Source organism: Janibacter sp. FSL W8-0316, assembly GCF_038004165.1.
GTDB classification, from domain to species: Bacteria; Actinomycetota; Actinomycetes; order Actinomycetales; family Dermatophilaceae; genus Janibacter; species Janibacter indicus.
On the sequence record NZ_JBBOQX010000001.1, the window covers coordinates 1,128,748 to 1,154,998 of the forward strand.

Consider the following 26,251-nt stretch of genomic DNA (forward strand, 5'->3'; position numbering starts at 1 on the left):
CCCTCCCCTCCCCTCCCTTCGCCACCTAGGACGACACCATGAACCTGCGTCACCTCGCGACCGGCCCCGCGCTGGCCCTCCTCCTGCCCGGTCTGGCGGCCTGCACGAGCAACTCCCCGTCCGGTTCCACGGACGAAGGGGGCGACCCCCGCGCCGTCTCCATCACCTCCACCGACGACGGCTGCGAGGTCTCGACGACGGAGGTGCCCGAGGGCGCCCTCACCTTCCACGTGAAGAACGGCGGGAGCAAGGTCACCGAGTTCTACCTGCTCGGCGAGGACGGACTGCGGATCGTCGGCGAGGTGGAGAACATCGGCCCCAGCCTCACCCGTGACCTCGTCGTCAACGTGCCCGCCGGCTCCTACACGACCGCCTGCAAGCCGGGCATGGTCGGCGACGGCATCCGCGCCGACTTCACCGTGGCCGAGTCGAAGGACGCCGAGGTCGACGCCGGTGACCAGGCCACGGTCGCGCAGGCGGAGAAGAACTACGCGGCCTACGTCAAGGACCAGTCCGACCAGCTGCTCGTCAAGACGACGAAGTTCGTCGACCTCTACGAGGCCGGCAAGGACGACGAGGCCCGTGACCTCTACGCCAAGGCGCGCGTGCACTGGGAGCGGATCGAGACGGTGGCCGAGTCCTTCGGCGACCTCGACCCGAAGATGGACGCCCGCGAGGCCGACCTCGAGCCCGGCCAGAAGTGGACCGGCTGGCACCGGATCGAGAAGGACCTGTGGCCGAAGGAGGCCAAGGACTACACGCCGCTCACCGACACCGAGCGGAAGACGTACGGCCAGGACCTGCTGAAGAACACCACAACCCTCGACGGGCGGATCAAGAAGCTCGACTTCACCGTCGACCAGATCGCCAACGGCTCGCGCGGCCTGCTCGAGGAGGTCGCCACCGGCAAGGTCACCGGCGAGGAGGAGGCTTGGTCGCACACCGACCTGTGGGACTTCCAGGCCAATGTCGACGGCGCCAAGGTCGGCTACGACGGCGTCCGCCCGATCCTCGTGGCCAACGGCAACACCAAGCTCGCCCAGCAGCTCGACTCCCGCTTCACGGAACTGCAGAAGCTGCTCGACCAGCACAAGAAGGGCGACGGCTTCGTGCTCTACACCGAGCTGTCGACCGCCGAGACCAAGGAGCTGTCGGACGCGGTCAACGCGCTGTCCGAGCCCCTGTCGAAGCTGACGGCGGCGGTCGTGTGACCGAGGAGCACGCCGAGACGCAGGACGCGGCCGGCGAGGCGCCGGCGGCCTCCTCGCGGCGGCCCTCGCGCCGGGCGATGCTCGGCACGGGGGCGGTCGCGGCCGTCGCCGGGGTCGCCGGTGGGTTCACCGCCGGGCGGGCCACCGCCGCCGAGCCGACGAAGGGGGCGACCCCCTCCCCCTTCGCGCTGCGGGGTGCGCACCAGCCGGGCATCACGACACCGGTCCAGGACCGCCTGCACTTCGCCGCCTTCGACGTCACGACGACCTCACGGGCGCGGCTGATCAGCCTCCTCAAGGAGTGGACCCTCGCGGCCGAGCGGCTCATGGCCGGCGAGCCCGCGGGCCCGATCGGCCCGGTCGAGGGCGACTACCGGCTCCCGCCGGACGACACCGGCGAGGCCATCGGCCTGCCGCCGTCGAAGCTCACGCTGACCTTCGGCTTCGGCCCCTCGCTCTTCCGCGACGCGAAGGGCCGGGACCGCTTCGGGCTCGCGGATCGTCGGCCGGAGCCGCTCGAGGAGCTCCCGCACTTCCCGGGCGACCTGCTCGACCCGGACCGCAGCGGGGGCGACCTGTGCATCCAGGCGTGCGCGGACGACCCGCAGGTCGCGGTCCACGCGATCCGCAACCTCGCGCGGATCGGGTTCGGCACGGTCTCGGTGCGGTGGTCCCAGCTCGGCTTCGGCCGCACCTCGAGCACGACAAGCGGGCAGGAGACCCCGCGCAACCTCTTCGGCTTCAAGGACGGGACGAAGAACATCCTGGCCGAGGAGACCGAGGCCCTCGACGAGCACGTCTGGGTCCAGCCCGACGACGACGACGGCGGCTGGCTGGCCGGCGGCTCCTACCTCGCCGTGCGGCGGATCAACATGGTCATCGAGACCTGGGACCGGCAGGGCCTGGCCGAGCAGGAGGGGATCATCGGTCGCAGCAAGGCGACCGGGGCCCCGCTCTCCGGCGGCGAGGAGCACGCCGACCCCGACTTCGCGATGCCCGGCCGCGGCGGGCCCATCGTGCCCACGGACTCGCACGTGGCGGTCGTCCACCCCGACCACAACGACGGGGTGCGGATCCTGCGGCGCGGCTACAACTTCGTCGACGGCTCGACGAGCCTCGGCACGCTCGACGCCGGCCTGTTCTTCCTCGCCTACGTGCGCGATCCCGCGAGGCAGTTCGTCCCGATGCAGACGGCGATGGCCAAGAACGACGCGATGATGGAGTACCTGAAGTTCACCGGCTCCGCGCTCTTCGCGATCCCGCCGGGCGCGGGCGAGGGCGAGTACATCGGCCAGGCCCTCTTCGCCGACTCGTGACCTGAGCAGGCAACCCCCGAGCCCGGTCGTGCGTCTTCATCCATGACGAGGGCAATGCGGCCCCGTCGGACGAAGGGGGACATCTGATGAACACTCGCACCCGCACCCGGATCGGTCTCGGAGTGGGCGCTGCCGCCGCGGCCCTGCTGCTCACGGCACCGGCGGCCGCACCGGCCACCTCGGGCAGCACCGCCTGCAGCACCCCGTGGGGGTCGCTGGCCCAGGCCAACGACAGGCACTACAGCCTCGGCACGCTCACCGACGTCCGCTCCGGGCGGCACGCGTGCTTCGACCGGCTCGTCGTCGACGTCGACCGGCCGCGCCACTCGCTCTCCTACGACGTCCGCTACGTCCCGACCTTCTCCGAGGACGGCAGCGGCACGGTCATCCCGCTGCGCGGAGGTGCCAAGCTGCAGGTCGTCGTGCGCACGCCGGCCTACGACGACGACTTCGACCCGACCTACTCACCGGCCAACCGCAAGGAGCTGGTCGACACCACGGGCTACCGCACTCTCCGCCAGGTGGCCTGGGGCGGCAGCTGGGAGGGCCAGTCCACGATGGGCATCGGCACGCGGGCCCGCCTGCCCTTCAAGGTCACCGAGCTCGACGGGCCCGGAGACCGGTCGCGCCTGGTCATCGACGTCGCCCACACCTGGTGACGCGGTCGGGCCCTCGTCGGCCCGACCGTCGGGTCAGCCTCGCTCGGTGACCCGGAACTCGTGGATCGCCCGGCCGGCGGCGCGACCCTTGTCCTCGAAGCCCGCCGACGGGCGCCACGCGGGGCGCTCCCCCTCGACGACGGCCACCCGGGGGTGCTGGGCGAGCTGCTCGCGCACGTGCTCCGCATAGGCCGCGTGGTCGGTCGCCACGAGCAGGTGACCGCCCGGACGCAGGCGCTCGAGGACCAGGTCGAGGGTGTCCTGCTGGACGAAGCGTCGCTTGGCGTGGCGGGCCTTGGGCCACGGGTCGGGGAAGAAGAGGTGCACGGCCTCGAGCTGACCGCGGCCGACGCACTCGACGAGGTACTCGAGGGCGTCCCCGCGGAAGGTGCGCAGGTTGTCCAGGCCCTCCCGCTCGGCCTTCTCCATCAGGGTCGCCACGCCGGGCACGTGGACCTCGGCCGCGATGATCCCGTGCTCGGGGTGCTCCCGGGCATAGGCCACCGCCGCCTCGCCGTAGCCCGACCCGACCTCGAGCACGACGGGCAGGTCACGGCCGAAGACCGCCGTCGGGTCCAAGGGACCGCTCGGGACCGCGTAGCGCGGCAAGAGCCGCTCCATGAGCTCCTCGACCCGCGGCGACATCCGCCAGCGTGGGGTGAAGGTGCGCACCGTCGCCCGGTACCGGCCGTCCGCTGTGCGCGGGGTGTCCGTCAGGGGCAGCTTGTGCGGGTCGGGCTCGGAGGTCACGGCCGCAAGGATACGGCGCGTTGGCACCCGGGCCCGACCGCTCGACACACGAAGGGGGTCAGTCGCGCCAGAGGAGGACGGCCGCGCGGTCGTCCTCGACCCCGGCCCGACCACCGGCGACGAGACGCTTGGCCAGGCCCGAGAAGCCCTGCGAGACACGGGCCTCGGCCTGGCCGAGCATCCAGTCGATGCCGTCGTCGAGGTCGCGCACCCGCGACTCGATGATGCCGTCGGTGTAGACGAGCAGGGCATCGCCCCGCTGGAGGACCGTGCGCGACGAGGGGTAGCTGGCACCCGGCAGGAGCCCGAGGGCCGGGCCACGCTGGTCGTCGAGGGCGCGCCAGCGGCCGCACCCGGCGTCGTAGTGCATGGCCGGCGGGTGACCTGCGGAGTGGACGAGGGCCTCGCCGGTCACGAGGTCGAGGTGGACGTGGACCGCGGTCGCAAAGCCTTCGTCCCAGCCGTCGCGCTCGACGAACTCGTTGGCCATGGGCAGCACGTCCTGCGGGGCCGTGCCGCCGATGACGCCGCCGAGCGCTCCGGCGAGGACGAGCGCGCGCGTCCCGGCCTCCTGTCCCTTGCCGCTGACGTCGACGAGGACCATCTCGAGGGTGTTGCCGCAGCGGCTGGTCGTCGAGACGTTGAAGTCGCCGGCGAAGGCGCTGCCGTGGGCGGTGGCGAAGGACCGCTCGGCGTGCCAGCCGCGCGGGAGCGTGGGAATGGCACCCATGCCGTGCAGCCGTGAGCGGAGGTCGCCGAGCATCCGGTCGCCGGCGAAGGCCGCGGCACCGTGGCTGGAGCGGGACGCGGCGATGGCGTACATCAGGCCGAGCGAGACGAGCAGCGGGAGGTGACGGGCCATCCCTTCGTCGGACATGACGAGCGACCACAGGACGACGGCGAGGACGAGGCCGAAGACGATGCGGACCTCGCGGATCGGGCACAGCGTGCTCGCGAGGAGGCACGGGGGGACGAGCGCGACGAGGGGGACCGACTGCGGCCAGACGAGGTGGGCCGCGAGGACGAGCGCCAGCAGGGCGACGACGGCGACCAGGAGGGGGGTCCCGCGCAGCGACGACAGGGCCCAGGTCGGCTGGCGTCGCTCGGACCACAGGGTCCGGCTGGGCAGTATGGCGGACAAACGTGCTCTCCCCGGTCGTTCGTCACGGCCCCGTCCGGGACCGTAGCCCGCACCTTAAGCGGGGATTCGCCTCTGTGGGAAGGGTTGTAACCGATCAGAGACCCGCCGCACACACCGTGCGACGGGTCTCTGGTGCTATGGGGAGGAGGACATCAGGGCAGCGGCGGGACCGTGCCGTCGGCCTCGAAGGCGCTCACCATGTCGATGCGGCGCTGGTGCCTCTCCTCGCCGGAGAAGTCGGTGGCGAGGAAGACCCGGACCATCTCCTTGGCCTCGTCGACGGACTGCATGCGCCCGCCCATCGACAGCACCTGGGCGTCGTTGTGCTCGCGGGCCAGCCGGGCCAGCTCGGCGTTGTAGCACAGGGCCGCTCGGATGCCGGCGACCTTGTTGGCCGCCATCTGCTCGCCGTTGCCGGAACCACCGAGGACGATGCCGCGACTGCCGGGGTCGGCGGCCACGGCCTGCGCGGCACGGATGACGAAGACCGGGTAGTCGTCGAGGGCGTCGTACTCGAAGGGCCCGTGGTCGGTGACCTCGTGGCCCTCGTCGGCGAGGAAGGTCAGCAGCTCCTGGTGGAGTTCGAAGGCGGCGTGGTCGCCGCCGATGTGGACGCGCAAGGAAGTGCCTCTCAGTCGAAGATCGGGTCGCGGGTGCGCGAGCGCTTGAGCTCGAAGAAGCCGTCGGTACCGGCGACGAGGACGCAGCCGTCCCAGAGTCGACCGGCGGCCTCACCCTTGGGCGCCGGCGAGACGACCGGTCCGAAGAAGGCGGTGTCCTCCACGGAGATCACGGGCGTGCCCACGTCGTCGCCGACGAGGGCGATGGCGCGCTCGTGGCTCTCACGCAGGAAGGCGTCGTGCTCGTCGGTGTCGGCGGCCCCGATGAGCTCGGCCGGCAGGCCGACCTCGGCGAGCGCGGCGGCCGTGGCGGCGACGAAGTCGCGCTCGCCGCCGAGGTGCAGGCGGGTCCCGATGGCGTCGTAGAGCGGCTTGGTCACCTCGTCGCCGTGCGCCTTGCGCGCGGCGGCGATGACCCGGACCGGGGCCCAGCCGCGGTCCATCAATTCGCGGTACTCCTCGGGGAGGTCACGCCCTTCGTTGAGGACGGACAGGCTCATCTGCGACCAGGTGACCTCGAGGTCACGCACCTGCTCGACCTCCATGAGCCACCGGCTCGTCATCCAGGCCCAGGGGCACAGCGGGTCGAACCACATCTCCACGGTCTGCGTCATGACGCCATCGTCTCAGACCGGCCGGTGCGGCTGTGACAGCATGAGGAAAACGCCTCGATGCGAAGGAGCAGCACGTGCCCGGGAAGAACCTCACCCGTGAGGAGGCCGCCGACCGGGCGGCCGTCGTCACCGTCGACACGCACGACATCACCCTCGACCTGACGACCTCCGAGACGACCTTCGCCACGACCAGCACGATCCGCTTCGCGGCGAAGGGGGGCGCCGCCACCTTCGTCGACTTCATCGGTGAGTCCGTGGAGTCCGTGGAGCTCAACGGCACCGCGCTCGACCCCGCCGTCGTCTACGCCGACCACCGCATCCGTCTCGACGACCTCGCCGAGGACAACGTCGTGACGATCACGGCGACCGGTCGCTACATGAACACCGGTGAGGGCCTGCACCGCTTCGTCGACCCGGTCGACGGCGAGGTCTACCTCTACACGCAGTTCGAGGTGCCCGACAGCCGCCGCATGTACCCGGTCTTCGAGCAGCCGGACCTCAAGGCGAGCTTCACCCTGACCGTCACCGCGCCGGCGCACTGGCAGGTCATCGGCAACTCGCCGACCCCCGAGCCGACGCCCGTCGAGGGTCAGGAGGGCGCGGCGACCTGGGCCTTCGCCCCGACCGAGCGGATGAGCAGCTACATCACCGCGCTCGTCGCCGGCCCCTACGACGTCGTGCGCGACTCGCTCACCTCGCGCGACAAGGAGGTGCCCCTGGGCATCTTCTGCCGCAAGTCGCTCACCCAGTACCTCGACGCCGACAACCTCTTCGCCCTCACCAAGGCAGGCTTCGCCTTCTTCGAGGAGGAGTTCGACCGCGCCTACCCCTTCACCAAGTACGACCAGGTCTTCACGCCGGAGTACAACATGGGCGCGATGGAAAATGCGGGCTGCGTGACCTTCCACGAGATGTACGTCTTCCGCTCCAAGGTGCCCGACGCGCTCGTCGAGCGCCGCGCCCTCACCGTGCTGCACGAGCTCGCCCACATGTGGTTCGGCAACCTCGTGACGATGCGCTGGTGGAACGACCTGTGGCTCAACGAGTCCTTCGCCGAGTGGGCCTCGACGACCTGCCAGGCCGAGGCCACCGAGTGGACCGACGCGTGGACGACCTTCTGCACCCACGAGAAGGCCTGGGCCTACCGCCAGGACCAGCTGAGCTCGACCCACCCGATCGTCGCCCCGATCCGCGACCTCGCCGACGTCGAGGTCAACTTCGACGGCATCACCTACGCCAAGGGCGCATCGGTGCTCAAGCAGCTCGTCGCCTACGTCGGGCGTGAGTCCTTCCGCGACGGGCTGCGCGCCTACTTCGCCAAGCACGCGTGGGGCAACACCACGCTCGACGACCTCCTCGACGAGCTCGAGGCCACCTCGGGTCGCGATCTGCGGTCCTGGTCGAAGCTGTGGCTCGAGACGGCCGGCGTCAACACCCTTCGTCCGCTGGTCGAGGTCGACGACCGCGGGCACTACGTCGACGCGGTCATCGAGCAGACCTTCGCCGAGGGCTTCGAGACGCTGCGCCCCCACCGTCTCGCCGTGGGGCTCTACGACCTCGTCGACGGCACCCTGCAGCGTCGCGAGCGCTTCGAGGTCGACGTCGACGGCGAGCGCACCCCGCTCCCCCAGCTCGTCGGTCAGCGCCAGCCCGACCTGCTGCTGCTCAACGACGACGACCTGACCTACGCCAAGCTGCGGCTCGACGAGCGCTCCCTCGCCACCCTGCTGGCCAACCCCACCGCCTTCGAGGACTCGCTGCCGGCCTCGCTGGCGCTGGCCTCCGCCTGGGACATGACCCGTGACGCCGAGATGCCGGCACGCGACTACGTCGAGCTCGTCCTGCCGGTCCTCGACGGGCTGGCCGACTCGACCCTGCTGCGCACCCTGCTGGGCCAGGTGAGCACCGCGATCCTCACCTACTCGGCGCCGGCCCACCGTGAGCAGCTGCGCCGGCAGGTCGTGTCGCACTTGGCGGACCTGGCCCGTGCGGCGACCCCCGGCAGCGATGCCCAGCTGCAGCTCGTCACCGCCCACGCCAACCTCCTGGCCCCCGGCGACGACACCACGTGGGTCGCCGACCTGCTCGACGGCAGCACCACGCTCCAGGGCCTGGCGGTCGACACCGACATGCGGTGGACTCTGCTCACCGGCCTGGCCGCGGCCGGGGTCGCCGACGCCGATGCCGTGGCCACGGAGGCCCAGGGGGACAACACCGCCACCGGTCGCGAGCGCGCGGCCCGGGCCGCGGCGAGCATCCCCACGGCCGAGGCCAAGGAGGCCGCGTGGCAGGCCGGCGTCGTCGCCACCGACACGCCCAACTCCGTCGTCGACGCGCACGCGCTCGGCTTCGGCCGCACCGGCGACACGGCGCTGCTCACCCCCTTCGTCCAGCGCTACCACGAGGTGCTGGAGCAGGTCTGGGCCGAGCGCACCCACGCCATCGCCGAGGGCATCGTCATCGGCTTCTACCCCATGTCGCTCGCGGGGCCGGAGCTGCTCGCCACGACGCAGACCTGGCTCGACGAGCACCCGGATGCGCCGGCCGGCCTGCGGCGCACCGTCGCGGAGAGCCGCGACACGGTGGCGCGTGCAGTTGCTGCTCAGGAGCGTGACGCAGACTCCGTCGGATGATCGACGTACCCCACCTGCTTGCCATCGACCTCACCTGGGAGTCCACCCTCGACTGGGCTCTCGGTGCGCCCCTGCGGATCCTCGTCGCGGTCGTCGTCGCCTTCCTCGCCCGCTGGCTCGCCCACCGGGCGATCACCAAGGCGGTCGACGCGTCGATCGTCCGCAGCGAGGCCAGTCGGGCCAAGCGAGAGCGCAACAGCGGGATCCCGGCCTCGGCGGCCAAGGAGCGCTATCGCCAGCGCACGCTGACGATGGGCTCGCTGCTGCGCAGCATCGCCACCTTCGCGATCGCCGTCATCACCGTGCTCACCGTGATGTCGCTCCTCGGGATCCCGCTCGCGCCGCTGCTCGCCTCGGCCGGTGTCGGCGGCGTCGCCCTCGGCTTCGGCGCGCAGGCCCTCGTCAAGGACTTCCTCTCCGGGATCTTCATGATCCTCGAGGACCAGTACGGCGTGGGCGACCTCATCGACACCGGCGAGGCCGTCGGCACCGTCGAGGAGGTCACCCTGAGGGTCACCCGACTCCGCGACCCCGACGGGGTCGTCTGGTACGTCCGCAACGGCGAGATCATCCGGATCGGCAACCGCAGCCAGGGCTGGTCGACGGTCATGGTCGACATCCCCTTCAGCTACCGCGAGGACATCGAGCGGGTCTTGGGGATCATCCGGTCCACCGTCGAGCAGATCGACGACGACCCGCACTGGCACGAGGTGCTGCGCGAGGACCTGCAGGTGCTGGGCGTCGAGTCGATCACCGGGGGCACCGTCACCGTGCGGGTCCTCGCGCGCTGCGCCCCGGACGAGAACTGGGGCATCCAGCGCGAGATCCGGCGGCGGGTCAAGGAGACCTTCGACCGCGAGGGCATCGCGGGTCCCCCGATCCCGATGTCCGGTGGCGGGCACCAGATCTGAGGAGGGTCGTCACCAACGACGAAGGGGGAGATCATGACCACGTGCTACTCGTGCGGTCGACGCATCCAGGGCAAGGTCCATCGGTCCACGATCGGCAAGCCCGCGTGCCGAGGCTGTAGCAACCTGCAGGTCGGTGCCGTCGTCGGTGGCGCGTCCGGCGCCTCGACGGGCGAGACGCTCGGCCTCATCCACATCCTCAACTCGTGGCGCACCGGCACGAGGAAGAGCAAGGCCCGCGACGAGGCCGACACCCGGCCGCTCGTCGAGATGCCGTGGAAGCGTCCCCGGCGCAAGGACGCGGGCGACGCCTGACAGACTGGCGGGCATGTTCGCCCAGCCCGGAGACAGCTTCTACGAGCAGGTCGGGGGGCACGAGACCTTCGTGCGCCTCGTGCGTGCCTTCTACGAGGGCGTCGCGCAGGACGAGCCGCTGCGGGCGCTGTACCCCGAGGAGGACCTCGGCCCGGCCGAGGTACGGCTGCGGATGTTCCTCGAGCAGTACTTCGGTGGGCCGCACACCTACAGCGAGCAGCGCGGGCACCCGCGACTGCGCATGCGCCACGTGCCCTACGCCGTGACGCCCGACATGCGCGACCGGTGGATGCGGCACATGCTCGCCGCGATGGACACGCTCGACCTGCCCGAGGCGCACGACGCCGCGATGCGCCAGTACTTCACCCGGGCCGCGGACATGATGATCAACGCCGACGAGGACGGACAGCGCCTGTGACCAGCGAGCTCCACTCCCCCGATGCCGCCGACGCCGCGTGGTGGCGCGATGCCGTGATCTACCAGATCTACCCGCGCTCGTGGGCCGACGCCTCGGGCGACGGTGTCGGTGACCTGCCGGGCATCACCTCGCGGCTGGAGCACCTGCGCGACCTGGGCGTCGATGCCGTGTGGCTCTCCCCCTTCTACCGCTCGCCGCAGCGCGACGCCGGCTACGACGTCGCCGACCACCGTGACGTCGACCCGCTCTTCGGGACCCTCGACGACGCCGACGCGATGATCGCCCGGGCCCACGACCTCGGCCTGCGGGTCGTCGTCGACCTCGTGCCCAACCACACCTCCTCCGAACACGCCTGGTTCCAGGCGGCGCTGGGCGCCGGGCCGGGCAGCCCCGAGCGCGAGCGCTACGTCTTCCGCGACGGTCTCGGCGATGACGGGTCGCAGCCGCCGACCGACTGGCTGGCCAACTTCGGGGGTGGCGCCTGGACCCGCGTCACCGAGCCCGACGGCACGCCCGGTCAATGGTACCTCCACCTCTTCGACCCGAGCCAGCCGGACCTCAACTGGACCAACCCGCAGGTGCGCGAGGACTTCGAGACGACGCTGCGCTTCTGGCTCGACCGGGGCGTCGACGGCTTCCGTGTCGACGTCGCCCACGGCCTGGTCAAGGACCCGACCTTCCCTCCCTTCGGCAAGCACCCGGGTGGGCTGATGGAGGTGACCCACGAGGCGCCCTACTGGGACCAAGAAGGCGTCCACGAGATCTACCGCGCATGGCGCAAGCTGCTCGACTCCTACGGCGAGCCGGTGCGCATCATGTGCGCCGAGGCGTGGGTCAACCCCGCCGACCGACTGGCCCGCTACGTGCGCGAGGACGAGTTCCACCAGGCCTTCAACTTCGACTTCCTCGAGACGCCCTGGCGCGCCGAGGCGCTGCGTGCCGGCGTGCGCCGCTCGTTGGCAGCCAACGATTCCGTCGGCGCCCCGTCGACGTGGGTGCTGAGCAACCACGACGTGCTGCGCCACGCCAGTCGCTTCGGCCTGCCCGACGACCGTCCGCGACCCAACGGCATCGGGGCCGACGACCCGCAACCGGACGCCGAGCTCGGGCTGCGCCGGGCCCGTGCCGCGACGACCCTGATGCTCGCGCTGCCCGGTGGGGCCTACGTCTACCAGGGCGAGGAGCTCGGGCTGCCCGAGCACACCGCCCTGCCCGACGAGGTGCGTCAGGACCCGACCTTCGCCCGGACCGACGGGCGCGAGCTCGGTCGCGACGGGTGCCGGGTGCCGATGGCCTGGGAGCAGGGGGCGCCCGCCCTGGGCTTCTCCTCCACCGGTGCCGCGTGGCTGCCGCAGCCGCCCGCCTACTCCGACCTCGCCGTCGACGCGCAGACGGGCGTCGAGGGCTCGACCCTCGAGCTCTACCGGCGGCTGCTCGCGGTGCGCCGCGAGCGGCGGCTCGGGCTCGCCGGTCTCGAGGAGGTCGAGGGCCTGGGCGATGACGTCGTGGGCTACGTCGCGACCTCACCCGACGGTACCCGCACCCTCGTCGTGGCCAACCTCGGCGCCCAGCCCGTGACCCTGCCCCAGGGGGCCGTCGTGCTCGTCGCCTCCGACGACCTCGTCGACGGGCGCGTGCCGACCGACACGGCCGTCTGGGCGAAGCTGGCCTGATGGCCCACGTCCTGCTGCTCCACTCGGCCCTCGGGCTGCGGCCCGGCGTGCACACCTTCGCCGACCGGTTGCGCGAGCGCGGCCACGAGGTCGTCGTGCCCGACTACTACGAGGGCCACGTCTTCGACGAGGAGGCATCGGGCATCGCGCACCGCGACGCCCACCCCGAGTACTTCGAGTCGGTCCGTGAGCTCGCGGCCTCCCTGCCACCCGAGACGGTGCTCGCCGGCTTCTCGCTCGGGGCGTGGTTCGCCCAGCGTCTCGCGGCGCGCCGGCCACGCGCCCGGGCCGCGATCCTGCTGCACTCGGTCGCCGCGCCCCGCCACGAGTGGTCCGGCGTGTCCGTGCAGGTCCACCGGCACGAGGACGACCCGTGGATCTCGCCTGCCGACGTGACCCGGCTGGGCGCGGCGGTCGAGGCGAGCGGCGCTCCCTTCGAGGACCACGTGACGCCCGGCCGGGGGCACCTCTTCACCGACCCCGAGCTACCCGGCTACGACGAAGCGGTCACGTCCGCGACCATCGAGCGGATCGACGCCTTCCTCCGCTGAGGAGGCTCCCGCTCGGGGCGGTGCGCGCCGACGGGCCGTACTGCGTCGCGGGCCACTGCCGGGCGCGTACGGTGAGCGCGTGAGGCCCGCGCGCGACTACGCATACTTCGACCACCCCACTCCCCTGGCGCTCGCCCATCGCGGCGGCTCGGCCTACGCGCCCAACCTCGGCCGGGAAAACACCGTCCACGCCTTCCGCGAGGCGGTCGGCATGGGCTACCGCTATCTCGAGACGGACGTGCACGCGACGGCCGACGGTCGGCTGGTCGCCTTCCACGACGAGCTCCTCGACCGGGTGACGGACGCGCGGGGAGCCATCGCCGGGCTGCCGTGGGCGCAGGTGTCGCAGGCTCGGATCCACGGGATCGACGCGGTGCCCCTGATGGACGAGCTCTTCGAGACCTTCCCCGAGGCGCGCTTCAACATCGACGTCAAGGCCGATGGCGCGGTCGCCCCGCTCGTCGAGACGATCCGGCGACACGACGCCGTCGATCGGGTGTGCATCGGGTCCTTCAGCGACGCGCGGCTGCGCCGGGTGCGCCGCGCGCTCGGCCCGGACCTCGCGACCTCCGCCGGACCGGTCGGCGTCGCCTCGCTCCGACTGCTCCCGGGGTTGCTCTCCCGGCTGGTCTACTCCCCCGCCCAGGCGCTGCAGATCCCGGTCACCCACGCCGTCGGTCCGAGGTCGGTGACGCTCGTCGTGCCCCGGCTGGTCGAGGTGGCGCACCGCCTCGGCAAGCAGGTGCACGTGTGGACGATCGACGAGGCCGACGAGATGCACCGTCTGCTCGACCTCGGCGTCGATGGCATCGTCACCGACCGGATCGACACCCTGCGGGACGTGCTCGCGGACCGGGGTCACCCCCTTCGCCCGTCGTCGCGGTAGGTCAGGACTGCAGCGCGGCGAGGACCTGCTCGACGGCGGTGGGGCGCCCGGCGACGCTCCACACATGCCCGCGGACCTCGACCTGCTCGGTCCGGCCGCCGGCCGCAGTGACGAGCGCCGCGCCGGGCAGCCAGTCCCACTCCGGCACCGACTGCTGGGCCCACACGCCGATGCGCCCCGCGGCGACCGCGGCCAGGTCGCACGAGCCGGAGCCGAACATGCGGACCGTCGCCGCACCCTCGATCGCGGTCAGCCAGGGCTTGCGCAGGGTGGCGTCGGGCAGGCGCGCGGGGTGGAGATAAGTCGCCATCGCGACCTCGGCCAGGGGCAGGTCGGCGAGGTCACCGACGGGTGAGTCGTTGAGCGTCGTCGGCAGGTCGCGACCACCGAGCCAGGCCTCGTCGACGGCAGGTTGGTGCACGGCCCCGAGGACCAGCCCGGCCCGGTCGCGCAGGGCGAGGGCGCTGCACCAGGTGCCCAGGCCAGAGAGGAAGTTGTAGGTCCCGTCGACGGGGTCGATGACCCACGTGCGACCGGAGCGGCTCTCGGCCTCGGCACCCTCCTCGCCGACGATCCCGTCGTCCGGACGCAACCGGGCGAGCGTGCCGGCGACGAGCTCCTCGGCGGCATGGTCGGCCGCCGTGACGACGTCGGAGATCGACGTCTTGTGCTGTGCCTGCAGCCCCTCGGCGCGCATGCGAGCGGCGAGCCTCGCCGCGTCCCGGGTCAGCGTTGCCGCGAGCGCGGCGTCGTCGAGTTCGGCGAGGTGGTCGTCCACGCGGTCCACCCTACGGATCAGCGGGCGAGGACGAAGCCTCGGTCCGTCGCCACCCGAGTCCACGGGCCCACCGTGTGGATCTGGGCCCGGGCGTCGGCGTCGGGTCGCAGGAAGCCCAGGGCGTGCAGCCCGAAGGCCGTCCCGGCCGGCACCGGCGGGATGGTCGACGTGGGGCGGCCCCAGACCCGCGAGCGCAGGTCGGCGACGGCCGACGCACCGGACCCCTCGGGGGCACCCTCGGCGACCTCGGCGATCCCGGCCCGGGCGGCGGCGAGCAGCTCGGCGTCGGCGACCACGCCGACCGGCTCCCAGCCGGACCGCGGCGGGGTGAGGGCGCGCCACGTCGGCTGCGAGGTCACCGGCGGCTGCTCGATCTGGGTGCCTCCGCGGGCGAGGCGGTCGGTCACGGCCGACAGCGGGACCGTCGTGTCCATCGAGCTCGCCTCGGCCAGGGCGTAGGTCCGCAGCCCGAGGACGAGACCGGTGCTGCCCAGGCCACGGCCCGGGAGCACGCAGGTCCAGGCGGCCAGCACGGAGCCGACTGCCTGCAGGCGCACGTCGCCCCCTTCGTCCAGGCGCTTGGCCCGGGTGAGATAGGTCGTGAGGTCCGCGGCGCTCTCGGCGTCGGCGAGGCGAAGGGGGGTCATCGCCGGCGCCGCATCGGAACCGGACCGCCCTGCCGGGCGGTGAGCGCGGCACGCTCCTCGTCGGTGAGCCGGCGGGCCCCCTGCGACGCGATGTCGAAGGCGACGAGCGTGGACTCGGCACGCGCGAAGACCACCTCCTCGTCGCGGATCGTGTAGCCCATGTCCCAGCTGGCGCCACCGAGCGCGGTGACCCACATGTCGATGAGGATCGGCTCCGGGCGGTAGACGAGCTGCTCGAGGTACTCGATCTCCTGCCGGGCAAGGAGCACGCCCGAGCGGAGCATGCTGTCACCACCGCTGGAGTGGAACCACTCGGCGAAGGCCCGGATGCGGGCCTCCTCGAGCAGGCGGTGGTACTGGACGTTGTTGACGTGGCCGTAGGCGTCCATGTCGCCCCAGCGCAGGCCGATCTCGGCCGTGAGGGCCGCCGGCTCGGTGGTCTCGCTCGTCATGTCCACATCCTCCCACCGACGGTCGCGGTCATCCCCATCCCCTGTCGGCGGCCGGCTCGTCGTCGGTGGGCTGACCTACGGTTGACCACGATGACCACACAGACCAGCTCCCTCCACGACGACGCGACCGCTGTCCTGCGGCAGCTCGTCGGCCGCGACGACGTCACCTTCCGCGACGGACAGCTCGAGGCGATCGAGGCCCTCGTCGGGGGTGGGCGGCGGGTGCTCGTCGTCCAGCGCACCGGGTGGGGCAAGTCCGCGGTCTACTTCGTCGCCTCGCGCCTGCAGCGGGCGAAGGGAGCTGGCCCGGCACTCATCGTCTCGCCGCTGCTCGCGCTCATGCGCGACCAGATCGCCGCCGCCGAGCGGGCCGGCGTGCGCGCCGTGTCGATGAACTCGGCCAACGCCCAGGAGTGGGACGAGGTCCGGGGCCGGCTCGCGCGCGACGAGGTCGATGTCCTGCTCGTCAGCCCCGAGCGGCTCAACAACCCCCGGTTCCGCGCCGAGCAGCTGCCCGACCTCACCCGGCGGTGCGGTCTGCTCGTCGTCGACGAGGCGCACTGCGTCAGCGACTGGGGCCATGACTTCCGCCCCGACTACCGCCGGATCAAGGACCTGCTGGGCGAGCTCCCCGCGGGCACCCCGGTGATTGCGACGACCGCGACGGCCAACGAGCGCGTCGTCCATGACGTCGCCGAGCAGCTGGCAGCCGGCACCGAGGGCGAGGTCCTCACCGTCCGCGGACCGCTCGCCCGCAACAGCCTCCGGCTCGCCGTCCTCCCACGGTCCGGGATGGACCGCCACCTCGCCTGGCTCACCACCCACCTCAGCCGGCTCGAGGGCAGCGGCATCATCTACACCCTGACGGTGAGCGCTGCCGAGGACGTCGCCGCCGCGCTGCAGGCCGCCGGCCATGAGGTCGCCGCCTACACCGGCCGGTCCGACGCGGAGGAGCGGGCGTCGATGGAGGAGGCCCTGCGCCACAACCAGGTCAAGGCCCTCGTCGCGACGAGCGCCCTCGGCATGGGCTTCGACAAGCCCGACCTCGGGTTCGTCGTCCACCTCGGTGCCCCCTCGTCGCCCGTCGCCTACTACCAGCAGGTCGGTCGCGCCGGCCGCGCCACGGAGCGGGCCGACGTGGTCCTGCTGCCCGGGCACGACGACGTGTCGATCTGGAAGCACTTCGCCTCCTCCTCCATGCCCCGCGAGGACCAGGCCGCGGCCGTCATCACCGCGCTCGCCGAGGCCGGCCGTCCCCTGTCGACGGCCGCCCTCGAGACGATCGTCGACATCCGGCGCACGCGGCTGGAGCTGCTGCTCAAGGTGCTCGACGTCGACGGCGCGGTCGAGCGGGTGAGCGGTGGCTGGATCGGCACCGGCCAGCCGTGGGTCTACGACGCGGAGCGCTACGAGCGGGTCGCCGCCGCCCGTGAGGCCGAGCAGCAGCACATGCTCGACTACATCGACACCACCGGCTGCCGGATGGCCTTCCTCCAGCGCACCCTCGACGACGCGAGCGCACGGGACTGCGGGCGCTGCGACCGCTGCGCCGGCCCGTGGATCGACGCCGAGGTCGCCGACGACGCACTCGGCTCGGCCCGCTCCACGCTCGACCGGGCCGGTGTCGACCTCGACCCGCGGGCCCAGTGGCCGAGCGGCATGGACCGTCTCGGGGTCCCGGTCAAGGGACGCATCCCCGCCGACGAGGCCATGTCGCCAGGTCGCGCTCTGGCGCGCGTCACCGACCTCGGCTGGGGCCCACGGCTGCGCGAGTTCCTCTCCGAGGACCAGCCGGTACCGGACCAGGTGGTCCGCGCCGTCGTCCGGGTGCTCGCCGAGTGGGGGTGGCAGACCCGCCCCGCCGGCATCGTCGTCGTCCCCTCGCGGTCTCGCCCGACGCTCGTCACCTCGCTCGCCGATCAGCTCGGGCAGATCGGCCGGCTGCCGGTGCTCGGTGCGCTCACCCCCGTCGACGGCGGACCCGTGGGCGAGCCGGGCGGCAACTCCGCCTACCGCCTCGCCGGGGTGTGGGAGCGGCTGACCGTCGACCCCGAGCTCGCCCACCAGCTCCCGGGCCTCACCGGACCGGTCCTCCTCGTCGACGACGTCGTCCACTCCCGGTGGACGATGACCACGGCGGCTCGGGCCCTGCGTCGGGCCGGAGCACGGGAGGTCCTCCCCTTCGCCCTCGCCGTCGACGGGTGAGCCCCCGCGGTCCGCACGGCAGACCGATGCTGACCCCGAGCACCCCTCTCGCCTAGGCTCGGTCCGTTGACCACGTGACACCGAGGAGCACCATGGCCGAAGACTCCGTCGAGCAGGCACAGCGCATCAACCTGAGCACCGCTCTGGCGACGCTCGAGCTCCAGGAGGTCGGTCACGCGACCATCCGCGTCGAGGGGGCCGACGGGGTGGGCGAGCTCGGCGCGAGCTCGGCCGACGTCTTCGAGGGCGAGAGCATCGCCATGCCGCACGGGCGGGTCTTCGGCGGTCAGGTGCTCGCGCAGGCGCTCATGGCGGCCGGGCGCACCGTCCTCCCCGAGATGCCGCACCGGATGCCGCACTCCCTGCACGCCTACTTCATGCGTCCCGGGGACTCCGACCTGGCGATCCGCTTCGCCGTCGAGCGGATGCGCGACGGCCGCTCCTTCTCGACCCGACGCGTCCACGCGCTGCAGCACGGACGCCCGATCCTGTCGATGACCGCGTCCTTCCAGGACCCCTCCGACGGCCTCGACCACCAGGTCGCCGCACCCGACGTGCCCTCCCCCGACGACCTCGAGTCCATCGGCGACAGCTACGGCGCCATCGACCACCCGCGCGCCAAGTACGTCGCCACCCGGCCCGTCGACCACCGCTACGTCGACGGCGACATCATGATGGCGCCGGCCCCCGAGCAGGACGGTCACCAGCGGGTGTGGTTCCGGACCATCGCCCAGCTCCCCCACGACCAGCTGACCCGGTGTGCCGTCCTCGCCTTCGCCTCGGACTACACGCCGATCGACAGCATGCTGCGGGCCCACGGCCTGACCTGGTCCGAGCCCGGGCTGACGCCGGCGACCATCGACCACACCATCTGGTTCCACCGCCCCGTCGACCCGGGTGCCTGGCTGCTCTACGACCAGGAGTCGCCCTCGACCCGCTCCGGTCGCGGGCTGATGGTCGGCAAGGTCTTCACCGAGGAGGGTGTCCTCGTCGCGACCATCGCCCAGGAGGCCATGGTGCGGATCAAGCCCGTGGGCTGAGCGTCGGGCGCACGGCGCGACGAGACCGGGCCGCGACCCGCAGCACTGGTGAACTACCGTCAGGACATGGGCCTTCCACCGCTCGTTGCCCCCGGACCGGCGCTGACCGGGGAGCAGGTGAGCCGTTACTCGCGCCACCTCCTCATGCCGACCATCGGCGAAGGGGGTCAACGTCGCCTCCTCGCCGCCCGGGTGGCGGTCATCGGGGCCGGTGGTCTCGGCTCCCCCTCGCTGCTCTACCTGGCCGCGGCCGGCGTCGGTCGGATCACCGTCGTCGACGACGACGTCGTCGACGAGACCAACCTGCAGCGGCAGGTCATCCACTCGAGCGCCGACGTGGGTCGGCCCAAGATCGACAGCGCCCTCGAGCGGGTGCGGGCCCTCAACCCCGAGGTCGAGATCGTCGGGGTCACCGACCACCTCACTGCCGACAATGCCGCCGCGATGCTCGCCGACCACGACGTCGTGCTCGACGGCAGCGACAACTTCGAGACCCGCTACGCGGTGGCCGACGCCTGCGACGAGCTCGGTGTCCCTCTCGTCTGGGCAGCCGTCTACCGCACCGAGGCCCATCTCACCGTCTTCTGGACCGCGGCGCCGGAGGGCCACCCCGCCCCGGGGCTGCGCGACCTCTTCCCACGGCCGCCGGCCCCCGGATCGGTGCCCGCCTGCGGTGACGCCGGCGTCGTCGGACCACTTGTCGGCCAGGTCGGCTCGATGATGGCGACCGAGGCGATCAAGCTCATCACCGGTGTCGGTGCGCCCCTCGTCGGCCGGTTGCTCTTCATCGACGTGCTCGCCGCCACCCAGCGCGAGCTGCCCCTCGTCGCACGCGGGCCACGCACCCGCCCCCCGGCGGTCCTGCCCACCCCGGTCGCGGACACCGAGCCCGGCGGTGCCACACTCGTCTCCCCAGCCGACCTGGCCGACCAGCTCTCCGGGGCGCACGCCCCCTTCGTCCTCGACGTGCGAGACGCCCACGAGCTGGCGTCCGGCAGCGTCCCGGGCGCCGTCCACATCCCCGTGCCGACCCTCACGGGTGACCCGGCCTCCAGCGACGCGCTGCCGACCGACCGCGACATCGTCCTCGTGTGCCACTCCGGGGCGCGGGCCCGACTCGCGGCGACCACGCTGCGTGCCCGCGGCTTCGAGCAGCTGCACGTCCTCGACGGCGGCATGCTCGCCTGGCCCGACCCGGTCCCGCTCGCTGAGGAGTCCCCCGCATGACCAGCCCCACCGCCCGCGCCCTGCTGACCGTCGACGAGTACCGCGAGGAGCTGCTCACCGACCTGCTCGCCGGCAGCGGGCCACTCACAGACACCGAGCAGGTCCCCCTGGCGCAGGCCCTCGGCCGGGTCCTCGCCGAGCCGGTGCGGGCCCGCGGTGATGTGCCCGCCTTCGCCAACTCGGGCATGGACGGCTACGCCGTGCGGCACGCCGACCTCACCGCTGGGCCGGGCACGCTGCGCGTCGTCGGAGCGGTCGCCGCCGGGTCCTCGCTCGACCCCGCCCTCGCCGCCGGCGAGTGCGTGCGCATCATGACCGGCGCGCCCGTGCCCACGGCCGCCGACACGATCGTCCCGGTCGAGCTCACCGACGGCGGCCACGAAATCGTGACCATCACCGGGACCGTCGAGCCCGGACAGCACCTGCGCGGCGCCGGTGAGGACGTGCGGGCCGATGACGTCGTCGCCGACGCCGGGGTGACGATCACCGCACGCGTGCTCGGCACGCTCGCGGCCGCGGGCACCGGCACCGTCTCCGTGCGACGCCGCCCGGTCGTCGCCGTCGCGGCCACCGGTGACGAGCTCGTCGCCCCCGGTGGGGCCCTGGAGCGGGGCCAGATCTTCGAGTCCAACGGCACCCACCTCGCCGCCGCCCTCACCGAGCTCGGGGTCGAGGTGCGCGGACCCGTCGTCCTCGGGGACGAGCGCGCGGCCTTCACCTCGGGCCTCGACGAGCTCGCACGGGGCAGCGACCTGATCATCCTCACCGGCGGGGTGAGCGTGGGCGACTTCGACGTCTCCCGCATCGTCCTGCAGGACTCCGCCGACGGGGTCTTCCGCCACGTGCGCATGCAACCCGGCAAGCCGCAGGGCTGGGCACGGTGGCACGGCGTGCCCGTGCTGGCCTTCCCCGGCAACCCGGTGAGCACGGCGATCTCCTTCGAGGTCTTCGGCCGACCCGTCATCGACCGCCTGCTCGGCCGCGAGGCACCCGGCGGTGCGACGCTCGCGGTCGCCGGTACCGGCTGGCGCTCCCCCCAGGGACGCCGGCAGTTCGTCCCCGTGCGCCTCACGAGCGATGACCGGGGACGCCTCGTCGCCACCCCGGCCCACCGGCGGGGATCCGCCTCGCACATGGCCACCTCGCTCGGCGGCGCCCACGCGCTGGCCGTCGTCGACGAGGAGACCGACACCGTCGAGCCCGGCGACCTCGTCGGGGTCAGGAGCCTGTAGATGGACCACCCGCTGACCCACCTCGACACCGCGGGCCATGCCCGCATGGTCGATGTCACCGACAAGCAGCCGACGATCCGATCGGCCACCGCCGCAGGCCGCGTGGTGACCTCCGCCGAGACCGTCGCGCTCCTGCGGGACGGCACCGTTCCGAAGGGGGACGTCCTCGCCGTCGCCCGCATCGCCGGGATCCAGGCAGCGAAGAAGACCCCCGAGCTGCTGCCGCTGGCCCACGTCATCGGCGTGCACGGTGCCGTCGTCGACCTGACGATCACCGACACGGGTGTCGACATCACCGCGACCGTCCGGACCGCCGACCGCACGGGCGTCGAGATGGAGGCCCTGACGAGCGTCAGCGTCGCCGCCCTGGCCGTCGTCGACATGGTCAAGGGGCGCGACCGCACCGCCCACATCACCGACATCCGGCTGCTGGAGAAGACCGGCGGTCGCAGCGGCACCTGGACCCGGGAGGACTCATGAACGACCCCGTCCCCTTCAACGCCGTCATCCTCGCCGGCGGCACGGGCTCGCGCCTCGGCGGTGCGAGCAAGGCCGACCTCGAGCTCGACGGGCAGCGCCTGCTCGACCGCGTGCTCGTCGCCGTGGCCGACGCCGACGCGATCGCCGTCGTCGGTGACGTCGCGGTCCCCGACGGCGTCCACCGCACCCTCGAGGACCCACCTCGGGGCGGGCCGGTGGCCGGGCTCGCCGCCGGGCTGTCCGAGCTCGAGGCCGGCGGCTCGAGCGCCGAGTGGACCCTGCTCGCCTCGTGCGACCTCGCCAACCCTCTCCCGGCACTCGGGCGGCTGCTGGCGGCTTGGTCCTTCGCGGTCCGCAGCGAGGAGGTCACGACCGACGAGCACGACGGTTGGTGCCTGGCCGACGCGGACGATCGCCCCCAGTGGTTGCTCGGCATCCACCGCACGAGCACGCTGCGCCGGGCGCTCGAGCGGCTCGGGTCACCGCGTGACCGTTCGCTGCGCGAGCTCTTCGCGGAGGCGACGCTCGTCACCCTGCCGGCGAGCCGTGACGACGTCGCCGACATCGACACCTGGGCCGAGCTGGCCCGGTGGGCCGAGCGACTGGAGCATCCGCAGGACGCCCCGTCGGAGTCCGCGCAGCAGGAGGAGCGATGAGCCACCCGACCGATGACCGTCGGGCCGAGGAGCGCTGGGCCGACTGGATCGAGCACGCTTGCGCCGCACTGGGGCTCGACCCCGAGGCCGTCGACGTGCGCAGCATTCTCGCGATGACCAAGACCATCGCCCACGACTTCGAGCGACCCATGGCGCCGGTCGGTGCCTACATCCTCGGCCTGGCCGTGGGGCGCCTGCAGGAGCAGGGCCGCCCGGTCGACCTGGAGTCCCTACGATCGCACCTCGAGTCGACGCTGCCCCCGGCGTCGAGGACGGAGCAGGCATGAGCAGCACGACGATCCGGTACTTCGCCGGCGCCGCCGAGGCGGCCGGCACCGACGAGGAGCAGCTCGACGGCGCCACCGTCGGCGAGGTGCTCGCGGCTGCCCGTCGGGCGCACGGGGACCGGCTGAGCGAGGTCCTCGAGCGGTGCTCCGTGCTGCACGCCGGCCGCTACGTCGACGACGACTCCACACCGGTCACCGCCGGAGTGACGATCGACGTGCTGCCCCCCTTCGCCGGGGGGTGAGTCACCCGCCGATCGCGCTCATCGGACGCGGCGGTTGGAGGAAGCCGGGCTCGTTGATCCCGTGGCCGGGCAGCTTGAGGGCCAAGCACTCGTGCACGAGAGCATGGATCTCCTCCTCCGTCGCGCCGGAGCGCAGCGGCCCGCGCAGGTCCGTCTCGCCGTTGGCGAAGAGGCAGTTGCGCAGCTGGCCGTCGGCCGTGAGGCGCAGCCGGTCGCACGACCCGCAGAAGGGCATCGTCACCGAGGCGACGACACCCACCGTCGCCGGGCCGCCGTCGATGAGGAAGCGCTCGGCCGGTGCGGCACCTCGCCCGGGGAGCTCCTCGAGGTCGAGCTCGGCACGCAGCGACGCGAGGATCTCGTGCCCGGTGATCATCTCCGTGCGCTCCCAGCTGTGCTGGGCGTCCAACGGCATCTGCTCGATGAAGCGCAGCTCATAGCCGCGCTCGACCGCCCACCGGGTGAGGTCGACGACCTCGTCGTCGTTGATGCCGCGCTGGAGCACCGAGTTGACCTTGACCGGTCGCAGCCCGGCCTCGTGGGCGGCCGCCATGCCGGCGACGACGTCGTCGAAGCGGTCACGACGCGTGATCTCGTGGAAACGCTCCGGGTGCAGCGTGTCGAGGCTGACGTTGACCCGGGCCAGGCCAGCCTCCTTGAGTGCCGGCGCGATCTTGGCCAGGCCCAGACCATTGGTCGTCATCGACACCTCGGGACGGCCCTGCGGGCCCTCCATCGCCGCGATGCCCGCGACGATCTCGACGACATCGGGGCGCACGAGCGGCTCGCCACCGGTGAGACGCACCTCGGTGATGCCTGCCGTGACCGCCGCCTCGACGAGGGTGAGCAGCTCGGGGGTCGTGAGCAGCTCGTCCTTGGGCAGCCAGGGCAGGCCCTCGGCCGGCATGCAGTAGGTGCAGCGCAGGTTGCACTTGTCGGTCAGCGAGACCCGCAGGTCGCGGTGGACGCGACCGTGGGGATCGATCAGGGGGCGAGTCATCAGCAGCTCAGCCCCGACCATGCGTGCGAGCCGTCGGCCTCGAACTGCTGCTTCCACACCGGCAGCTCGTGCTTGACCGCCTCGACGACGGCGCGGCAGAGGGTGAAGGCGAGATCCCGGTGGGCGCTGCCAACGGTGACGACGAGCGCGAGGTCACCGACGTCGAGGTCACCGATGCGGTGCATCGCCGCCACGTCGGCCTCGCCCGCCGGGTCGTGCTCGGCGACGGTCCGCGCGACGATCTGCTCGATGAGGGCGGGCGCGTCGGGGTGACAGGTGTAGCGCAGGGCGACGACCCGGCCACTCGCCTCGGGGTCGTGGTCGCGCACCTGCCCGACGAAGCTCGCGACGGCTCCGTGGGTCGGCCCGCTCACGCTCGCGAGCATGTCCGTCAGGTCGATCGGGTCGGTGGCGATCCACGCGGTGTGTGCCATCAGTGGTCACCTCCAGCGATCTGGTCGAGGACGTGCTCGACGAGGGGCAGGAGCACGTCCAGGCCCTCGCGGACCCCCTTGGGGCTGCCGGGGAGATTGACGACGAGGGCACCCGGGTGGTCCGGCGAGGCGTCCACGACACCGACCAGGCCACGGGAGATCGCGGCGAAGGGGGTGTGCCGCGAGCCCTCGGCACGCAGCAGCTCGGCGAGACCGGGGACCTCGCGGTCCAGGACCGGTGCCGTGCCCTCCGGCGTCCGGTCGGTGGGCGTCACGCCGGTACCACCGCTGGTGATGATCAGGCGGTACCCCGCCGCGATGGAGGCGCGCAGGACGGACTCGACCCCGTCCGCGCCGTCCGGGACGACACTGGTCGTCGTCTCGAGGCCGGCCGCCTCCAGGAGCTCGACCGCGGTGCGACCCGACAGGTCCTCCCGCTCGCCGGCGCTCACCCGGTTCGAGACCGTGATGACGTGCGCTGTGGTGCTCACCGGGCTCCTTCCCCTCGCTGGTCTCCCAGTGTCTCAAATCACGCAGGGAAGACGAAGGCAGGCCCACCCCGTCTCACGGGGTGGGCCCGCCGTACTAGCCCGGTGTCACAGGCCCCCTCTTGGGGCCCGCTCCGCCGACTCCGCGCAGCCGCAGGCTCCTTCGTCGCCCACGACCTCGCATGCGTCTGGCGTCACAGGCCCAGGTCGCGGCCGATGAGCTCCTTCATGATCTCGTTGGTGCCCGCCCAGATCTTGTTGATCCGGGCATCGCGCCAGGCGCGGGCCACGCGGTACTCGTTCATGTAGCCGTAGCCACCGTGCAGCTGCACGCACTCGTCGAGGACCTTGCTCTGGGTCTCGGCGGCCCACCACTTCGCCTTGGCGGCGTCGACGGCGGAGAGCTTGCCCTCGGCGTGCGCGGCGACGCAGTCGTCGACGTAGGCCTGGGCGACCTCGATGCTCGTGACGAGCTCGGCGATCTTGAACTTGTTGTGCTGGAAGGAGCCGATCGGCTGACCGAAGGCCTTGCGCTCCTTGGTGTACTCGATCGTCTCGCCGAGGATCTGGGCGGCGTGCGCGACGCAGCCGACGGCATTGCCGAGACGCTCCTGCGGGAGCTTCTGCATCATCGAGATGAAGCCCATGCCCTCGGGGCCGAGGAGACGGTCCGCGGGGACGCGCACGTTGTCGAAGAAGAGCTCGGAGGTGTCGGACTCGGGCTGGCCGACCTTGTCGAGGGGCTTGCCCTTGGTGAAGCCCTCGTCCTCCTTCTCGAGGACGAAGAGCGAGATGCCCTTGGCGCCCTTGCTCGGGTCGGTGCGGATCGCGACCACCGCGAGGTCGCACTGGTGACCGTTGGTGATGAAGGTCTTGGAGCCGTTGATGATCCAGTCGCCGGAACCGTCGTCGGCCTTGACCGCGGTGGACTTCAGGGCGGCCAGGTCGGAGCCGCCGTTGGGCTCGGTCATGCCGATGGACAGGATCTTTTCGCCGGTCGCGACCTGCGGCAGCCAGCGCTGCTTCTGCTCCTCGGTCCCGAGGGCGACGATGTAGGGCGCGGTGATGTCGGCGTGGATGCCGAAGCAGGAGGAGACCGCGACGTTGAACTTCGCCAGCTCCTCGGCGAGGACCGCGTTGAAGCGGTAGTCGTCGATGCCCGCCCCGCCGAACTCCTCCGGGATGGTCAGACCGAAGAAGCCCTGCTTGCCGGCCTCGAGCCACACCTCACGCGGAATGGAGTGCTCGGCGATCATCGACTCGGCGCGCGGGACGAGGGTGCGGTCGACGAACTCCTTGACGGAGCTGCGGAAGGCCTCGTGGTCCTCGTCGTAGATGTTGCGGGGCATGTGTCCACCTCTTCTGGGACGTGACGTGCGGAACGGACT

General features: G+C 72.2%; 29 protein-coding genes. 18 read left to right on the forward strand and 11 right to left on the reverse strand.

Features of this window, described 5'->3' with window-relative positions:
- The first annotated feature begins 38 nt into the window (after positions 1-38).
- The 3 genes from efeO (at position 39) to NYE39_RS05530 (ending at position 3,186) form a co-directional block, all read left to right on the forward strand.
- The gene (gene efeO, locus NYE39_RS05520) at positions 39-1,211 is read left to right on the forward strand and encodes an iron uptake system protein EfeO (protein ID WP_341012071.1); all 1,173 of its coding nucleotides are present in this window, start codon (positions 39-41) and stop codon (positions 1,209-1,211) included.
- On the forward strand, positions 1,208-2,527 hold the full coding sequence (gene efeB, locus NYE39_RS05525) for an iron uptake transporter deferrochelatase/peroxidase subunit (RefSeq protein WP_341012072.1): 1,320 nt from the start codon (positions 1,208-1,210) through the stop codon (positions 2,525-2,527). Before efeO ends, efeB begins: the two co-directional genes overlap by 4 nt.
- Positions 2,528-2,613: 86 nt before the next feature.
- A complete protein-coding gene (locus tag NYE39_RS05530; protein ID WP_341012073.1) occupies positions 2,614-3,186 on the forward strand; it encodes an AMIN-like domain-containing (lipo)protein in 573 nt (190 codons plus the stop codon).
- Between the two features lie 33 nt (positions 3,187-3,219).
- Here NYE39_RS05530 and trmB read toward each other — a convergent pair whose 3' ends face one another.
- From trmB to NYE39_RS05550, 4 genes are all read right to left on the reverse strand, one after another.
- Positions 3,220-3,936, reverse strand: a complete 717-nt coding sequence (trmB, locus tag NYE39_RS05535; RefSeq protein WP_083546121.1) for a tRNA (guanosine(46)-N7)-methyltransferase TrmB — start codon at positions 3,934-3,936, stop codon at positions 3,220-3,222.
- A gap of 58 nt (positions 3,937-3,994) precedes the next feature.
- The gene (locus NYE39_RS05540) at positions 3,995-5,077 is read right to left on the reverse strand and encodes a PP2C family protein-serine/threonine phosphatase (protein ID WP_083546122.1); all 1,083 of its coding nucleotides are present in this window, start codon (positions 5,075-5,077) and stop codon (positions 3,995-3,997) included.
- Positions 5,078-5,229: 152 nt separating this feature from the next.
- Positions 5,230-5,697: a ribose-5-phosphate isomerase gene (locus tag NYE39_RS05545; RefSeq protein ID WP_341012077.1), complete on the reverse strand. Its 468-nt coding sequence runs from the start codon at positions 5,695-5,697 to the stop codon at positions 5,230-5,232.
- Between the two features lie 11 nt (positions 5,698-5,708).
- A complete protein-coding gene (locus NYE39_RS05550; RefSeq protein WP_072625045.1) occupies positions 5,709-6,311 on the reverse strand; it encodes a mycothiol-dependent nitroreductase Rv2466c family protein in 603 nt (200 codons plus the stop codon).
- A 74-nt stretch (positions 6,312-6,385) separates the two neighbouring features.
- On the opposite strand from NYE39_RS05550, the gene pepN reads away from it, so the two are divergent.
- The 7 genes from pepN (at position 6,386) to NYE39_RS05585 (ending at position 13,695) form a co-directional block, all read left to right on the forward strand.
- Entirely contained in the window at positions 6,386-8,944 is a 2,559-nt protein-coding gene (gene pepN, locus NYE39_RS05555) for an aminopeptidase N (protein WP_341012078.1), read from the forward strand.
- On the forward strand, positions 8,941-9,855 hold the full coding sequence (locus tag NYE39_RS05560; RefSeq protein WP_341012079.1) for a mechanosensitive ion channel family protein: 915 nt from the start codon (positions 8,941-8,943) through the stop codon (positions 9,853-9,855). The genes pepN and NYE39_RS05560 overlap by 4 nt, the downstream gene beginning before the upstream one ends.
- A 33-nt stretch (positions 9,856-9,888) precedes the next feature.
- The gene (locus NYE39_RS05565) at positions 9,889-10,167 is read left to right on the forward strand and encodes a hypothetical protein (RefSeq protein ID WP_341012080.1); all 279 of its coding nucleotides are present in this window, start codon (positions 9,889-9,891) and stop codon (positions 10,165-10,167) included.
- Positions 10,168-10,180: 13 nt separating this feature from the next.
- The gene (locus NYE39_RS05570; RefSeq protein ID WP_341012081.1) at positions 10,181-10,585 is read left to right on the forward strand and encodes a globin; all 405 of its coding nucleotides are present in this window, start codon (positions 10,181-10,183) and stop codon (positions 10,583-10,585) included.
- Complete coding sequence (locus NYE39_RS05575; RefSeq protein ID WP_341012082.1) at positions 10,582-12,258, forward strand: glycoside hydrolase family 13 protein; 1,677 nt, start codon at positions 10,582-10,584, stop codon at positions 12,256-12,258. The genes NYE39_RS05570 and NYE39_RS05575 overlap by 4 nt, the downstream gene beginning before the upstream one ends.
- Positions 12,258-12,809: a dienelactone hydrolase family protein gene (locus tag NYE39_RS05580; protein ID WP_341012083.1), complete on the forward strand. Its 552-nt coding sequence runs from the start codon at positions 12,258-12,260 to the stop codon at positions 12,807-12,809. Before NYE39_RS05575 ends, NYE39_RS05580 begins: the two co-directional genes overlap by 1 nt.
- Positions 12,810-12,888: 79 nt before the next feature.
- A complete protein-coding gene (locus NYE39_RS05585; RefSeq protein ID WP_341012084.1) occupies positions 12,889-13,695 on the forward strand; it encodes a glycerophosphodiester phosphodiesterase in 807 nt (268 codons plus the stop codon).
- A 1-nt stretch (position 13,696) separates the two neighbouring features.
- Here the strand turns inward: NYE39_RS05585 and NYE39_RS05590 are convergent, their stop codons facing one another.
- From NYE39_RS05590 to NYE39_RS05600, 3 genes are read right to left on the reverse strand one after another with little or no spacing between them, the layout of a single operon-like run.
- On the reverse strand, positions 13,697-14,473 hold the full coding sequence (locus NYE39_RS05590) for an inositol monophosphatase family protein (RefSeq protein ID WP_341012085.1): 777 nt from the start codon (positions 14,471-14,473) through the stop codon (positions 13,697-13,699).
- A 17-nt stretch (positions 14,474-14,490) separates the two neighbouring features.
- Complete coding sequence (locus tag NYE39_RS05595; protein WP_084452284.1) at positions 14,491-15,120, reverse strand: hypothetical protein; 630 nt, start codon at positions 15,118-15,120, stop codon at positions 14,491-14,493.
- A complete protein-coding gene (locus NYE39_RS05600; RefSeq protein WP_341012086.1) occupies positions 15,117-15,572 on the reverse strand; it encodes an acyl-CoA thioesterase in 456 nt (151 codons plus the stop codon). The genes NYE39_RS05595 and NYE39_RS05600 overlap by 4 nt, the downstream gene beginning before the upstream one ends.
- Before the next feature lie 90 nt (positions 15,573-15,662).
- Between NYE39_RS05600 and NYE39_RS05605 the strand changes: the two genes are divergently transcribed.
- From NYE39_RS05605 to NYE39_RS05640, 8 genes are all read left to right on the forward strand, one after another.
- Positions 15,663-17,777 carry a RecQ family ATP-dependent DNA helicase gene (locus NYE39_RS05605; RefSeq protein ID WP_341012087.1) on the forward strand — a complete coding sequence of 705 codons (2,115 nt, stop codon included), beginning with the start codon at positions 15,663-15,665 and terminating at the stop codon, positions 17,775-17,777.
- Positions 17,778-17,869: 92 nt separating this feature from the next.
- Complete coding sequence (locus NYE39_RS05610) at positions 17,870-18,817, forward strand: acyl-CoA thioesterase (protein ID WP_341012088.1); 948 nt, start codon at positions 17,870-17,872, stop codon at positions 18,815-18,817.
- Between the two features lie 66 nt (positions 18,818-18,883).
- The gene (locus NYE39_RS05615) at positions 18,884-20,044 is read left to right on the forward strand and encodes a ThiF family adenylyltransferase (protein WP_341012089.1); all 1,161 of its coding nucleotides are present in this window, start codon (positions 18,884-18,886) and stop codon (positions 20,042-20,044) included.
- Positions 20,041-21,276, forward strand: coding sequence for a molybdopterin molybdotransferase MoeA (locus tag NYE39_RS05620; RefSeq protein WP_341012090.1), 1,236 nt, complete (start codon positions 20,041-20,043; stop codon positions 21,274-21,276). Before NYE39_RS05615 ends, NYE39_RS05620 begins: the two co-directional genes overlap by 4 nt.
- Positions 21,277-21,756, forward strand: coding sequence for a cyclic pyranopterin monophosphate synthase MoaC (moaC, locus tag NYE39_RS05625; protein WP_341012091.1), 480 nt, complete (start codon positions 21,277-21,279; stop codon positions 21,754-21,756). It begins immediately after the preceding gene.
- Positions 21,753-22,412, forward strand: a complete 660-nt coding sequence (gene mobA, locus NYE39_RS05630; protein WP_341012092.1) for a molybdenum cofactor guanylyltransferase — start codon at positions 21,753-21,755, stop codon at positions 22,410-22,412. Before moaC ends, mobA begins: the two co-directional genes overlap by 4 nt.
- Positions 22,409-22,699 carry a DUF6457 domain-containing protein gene (locus tag NYE39_RS05635; RefSeq protein ID WP_341012093.1) on the forward strand — a complete coding sequence of 97 codons (291 nt, stop codon included), beginning with the start codon at positions 22,409-22,411 and terminating at the stop codon, positions 22,697-22,699. Before mobA ends, NYE39_RS05635 begins: the two co-directional genes overlap by 4 nt.
- Positions 22,696-22,941 (forward strand): MoaD/ThiS family protein, encoded by a 246-nt coding sequence (locus tag NYE39_RS05640; protein WP_341012094.1) that lies wholly within the window; start codon positions 22,696-22,698, stop codon positions 22,939-22,941. Before NYE39_RS05635 ends, NYE39_RS05640 begins: the two co-directional genes overlap by 4 nt.
- Before the next feature lies 1 nt (position 22,942).
- Here the strand turns inward: NYE39_RS05640 and moaA are convergent, their stop codons facing one another.
- From moaA to NYE39_RS05660, 4 genes are all read right to left on the reverse strand, one after another.
- Positions 22,943-23,941 carry a GTP 3',8-cyclase MoaA gene (gene moaA, locus NYE39_RS05645; RefSeq protein ID WP_072626274.1) on the reverse strand — a complete coding sequence of 333 codons (999 nt, stop codon included), beginning with the start codon at positions 23,939-23,941 and terminating at the stop codon, positions 22,943-22,945.
- Positions 23,941-24,375, reverse strand: a complete 435-nt coding sequence (locus tag NYE39_RS05650; protein WP_084452269.1) for a molybdenum cofactor biosynthesis protein MoaE — start codon at positions 24,373-24,375, stop codon at positions 23,941-23,943. The genes moaA and NYE39_RS05650 overlap by 1 nt, the downstream gene beginning before the upstream one ends.
- Positions 24,375-24,866 carry a MogA/MoaB family molybdenum cofactor biosynthesis protein gene (locus NYE39_RS05655; RefSeq protein WP_341012095.1) on the reverse strand — a complete coding sequence of 164 codons (492 nt, stop codon included), beginning with the start codon at positions 24,864-24,866 and terminating at the stop codon, positions 24,375-24,377. The genes NYE39_RS05650 and NYE39_RS05655 overlap by 1 nt, the downstream gene beginning before the upstream one ends.
- 191 nt (positions 24,867-25,057) lie before the next feature.
- The gene (locus NYE39_RS05660) at positions 25,058-26,212 is read right to left on the reverse strand and encodes an acyl-CoA dehydrogenase family protein (RefSeq protein ID WP_072625064.1); all 1,155 of its coding nucleotides are present in this window, start codon (positions 26,210-26,212) and stop codon (positions 25,058-25,060) included.
- Between the last annotated feature and the right edge of the window lie 39 nt (positions 26,213-26,251).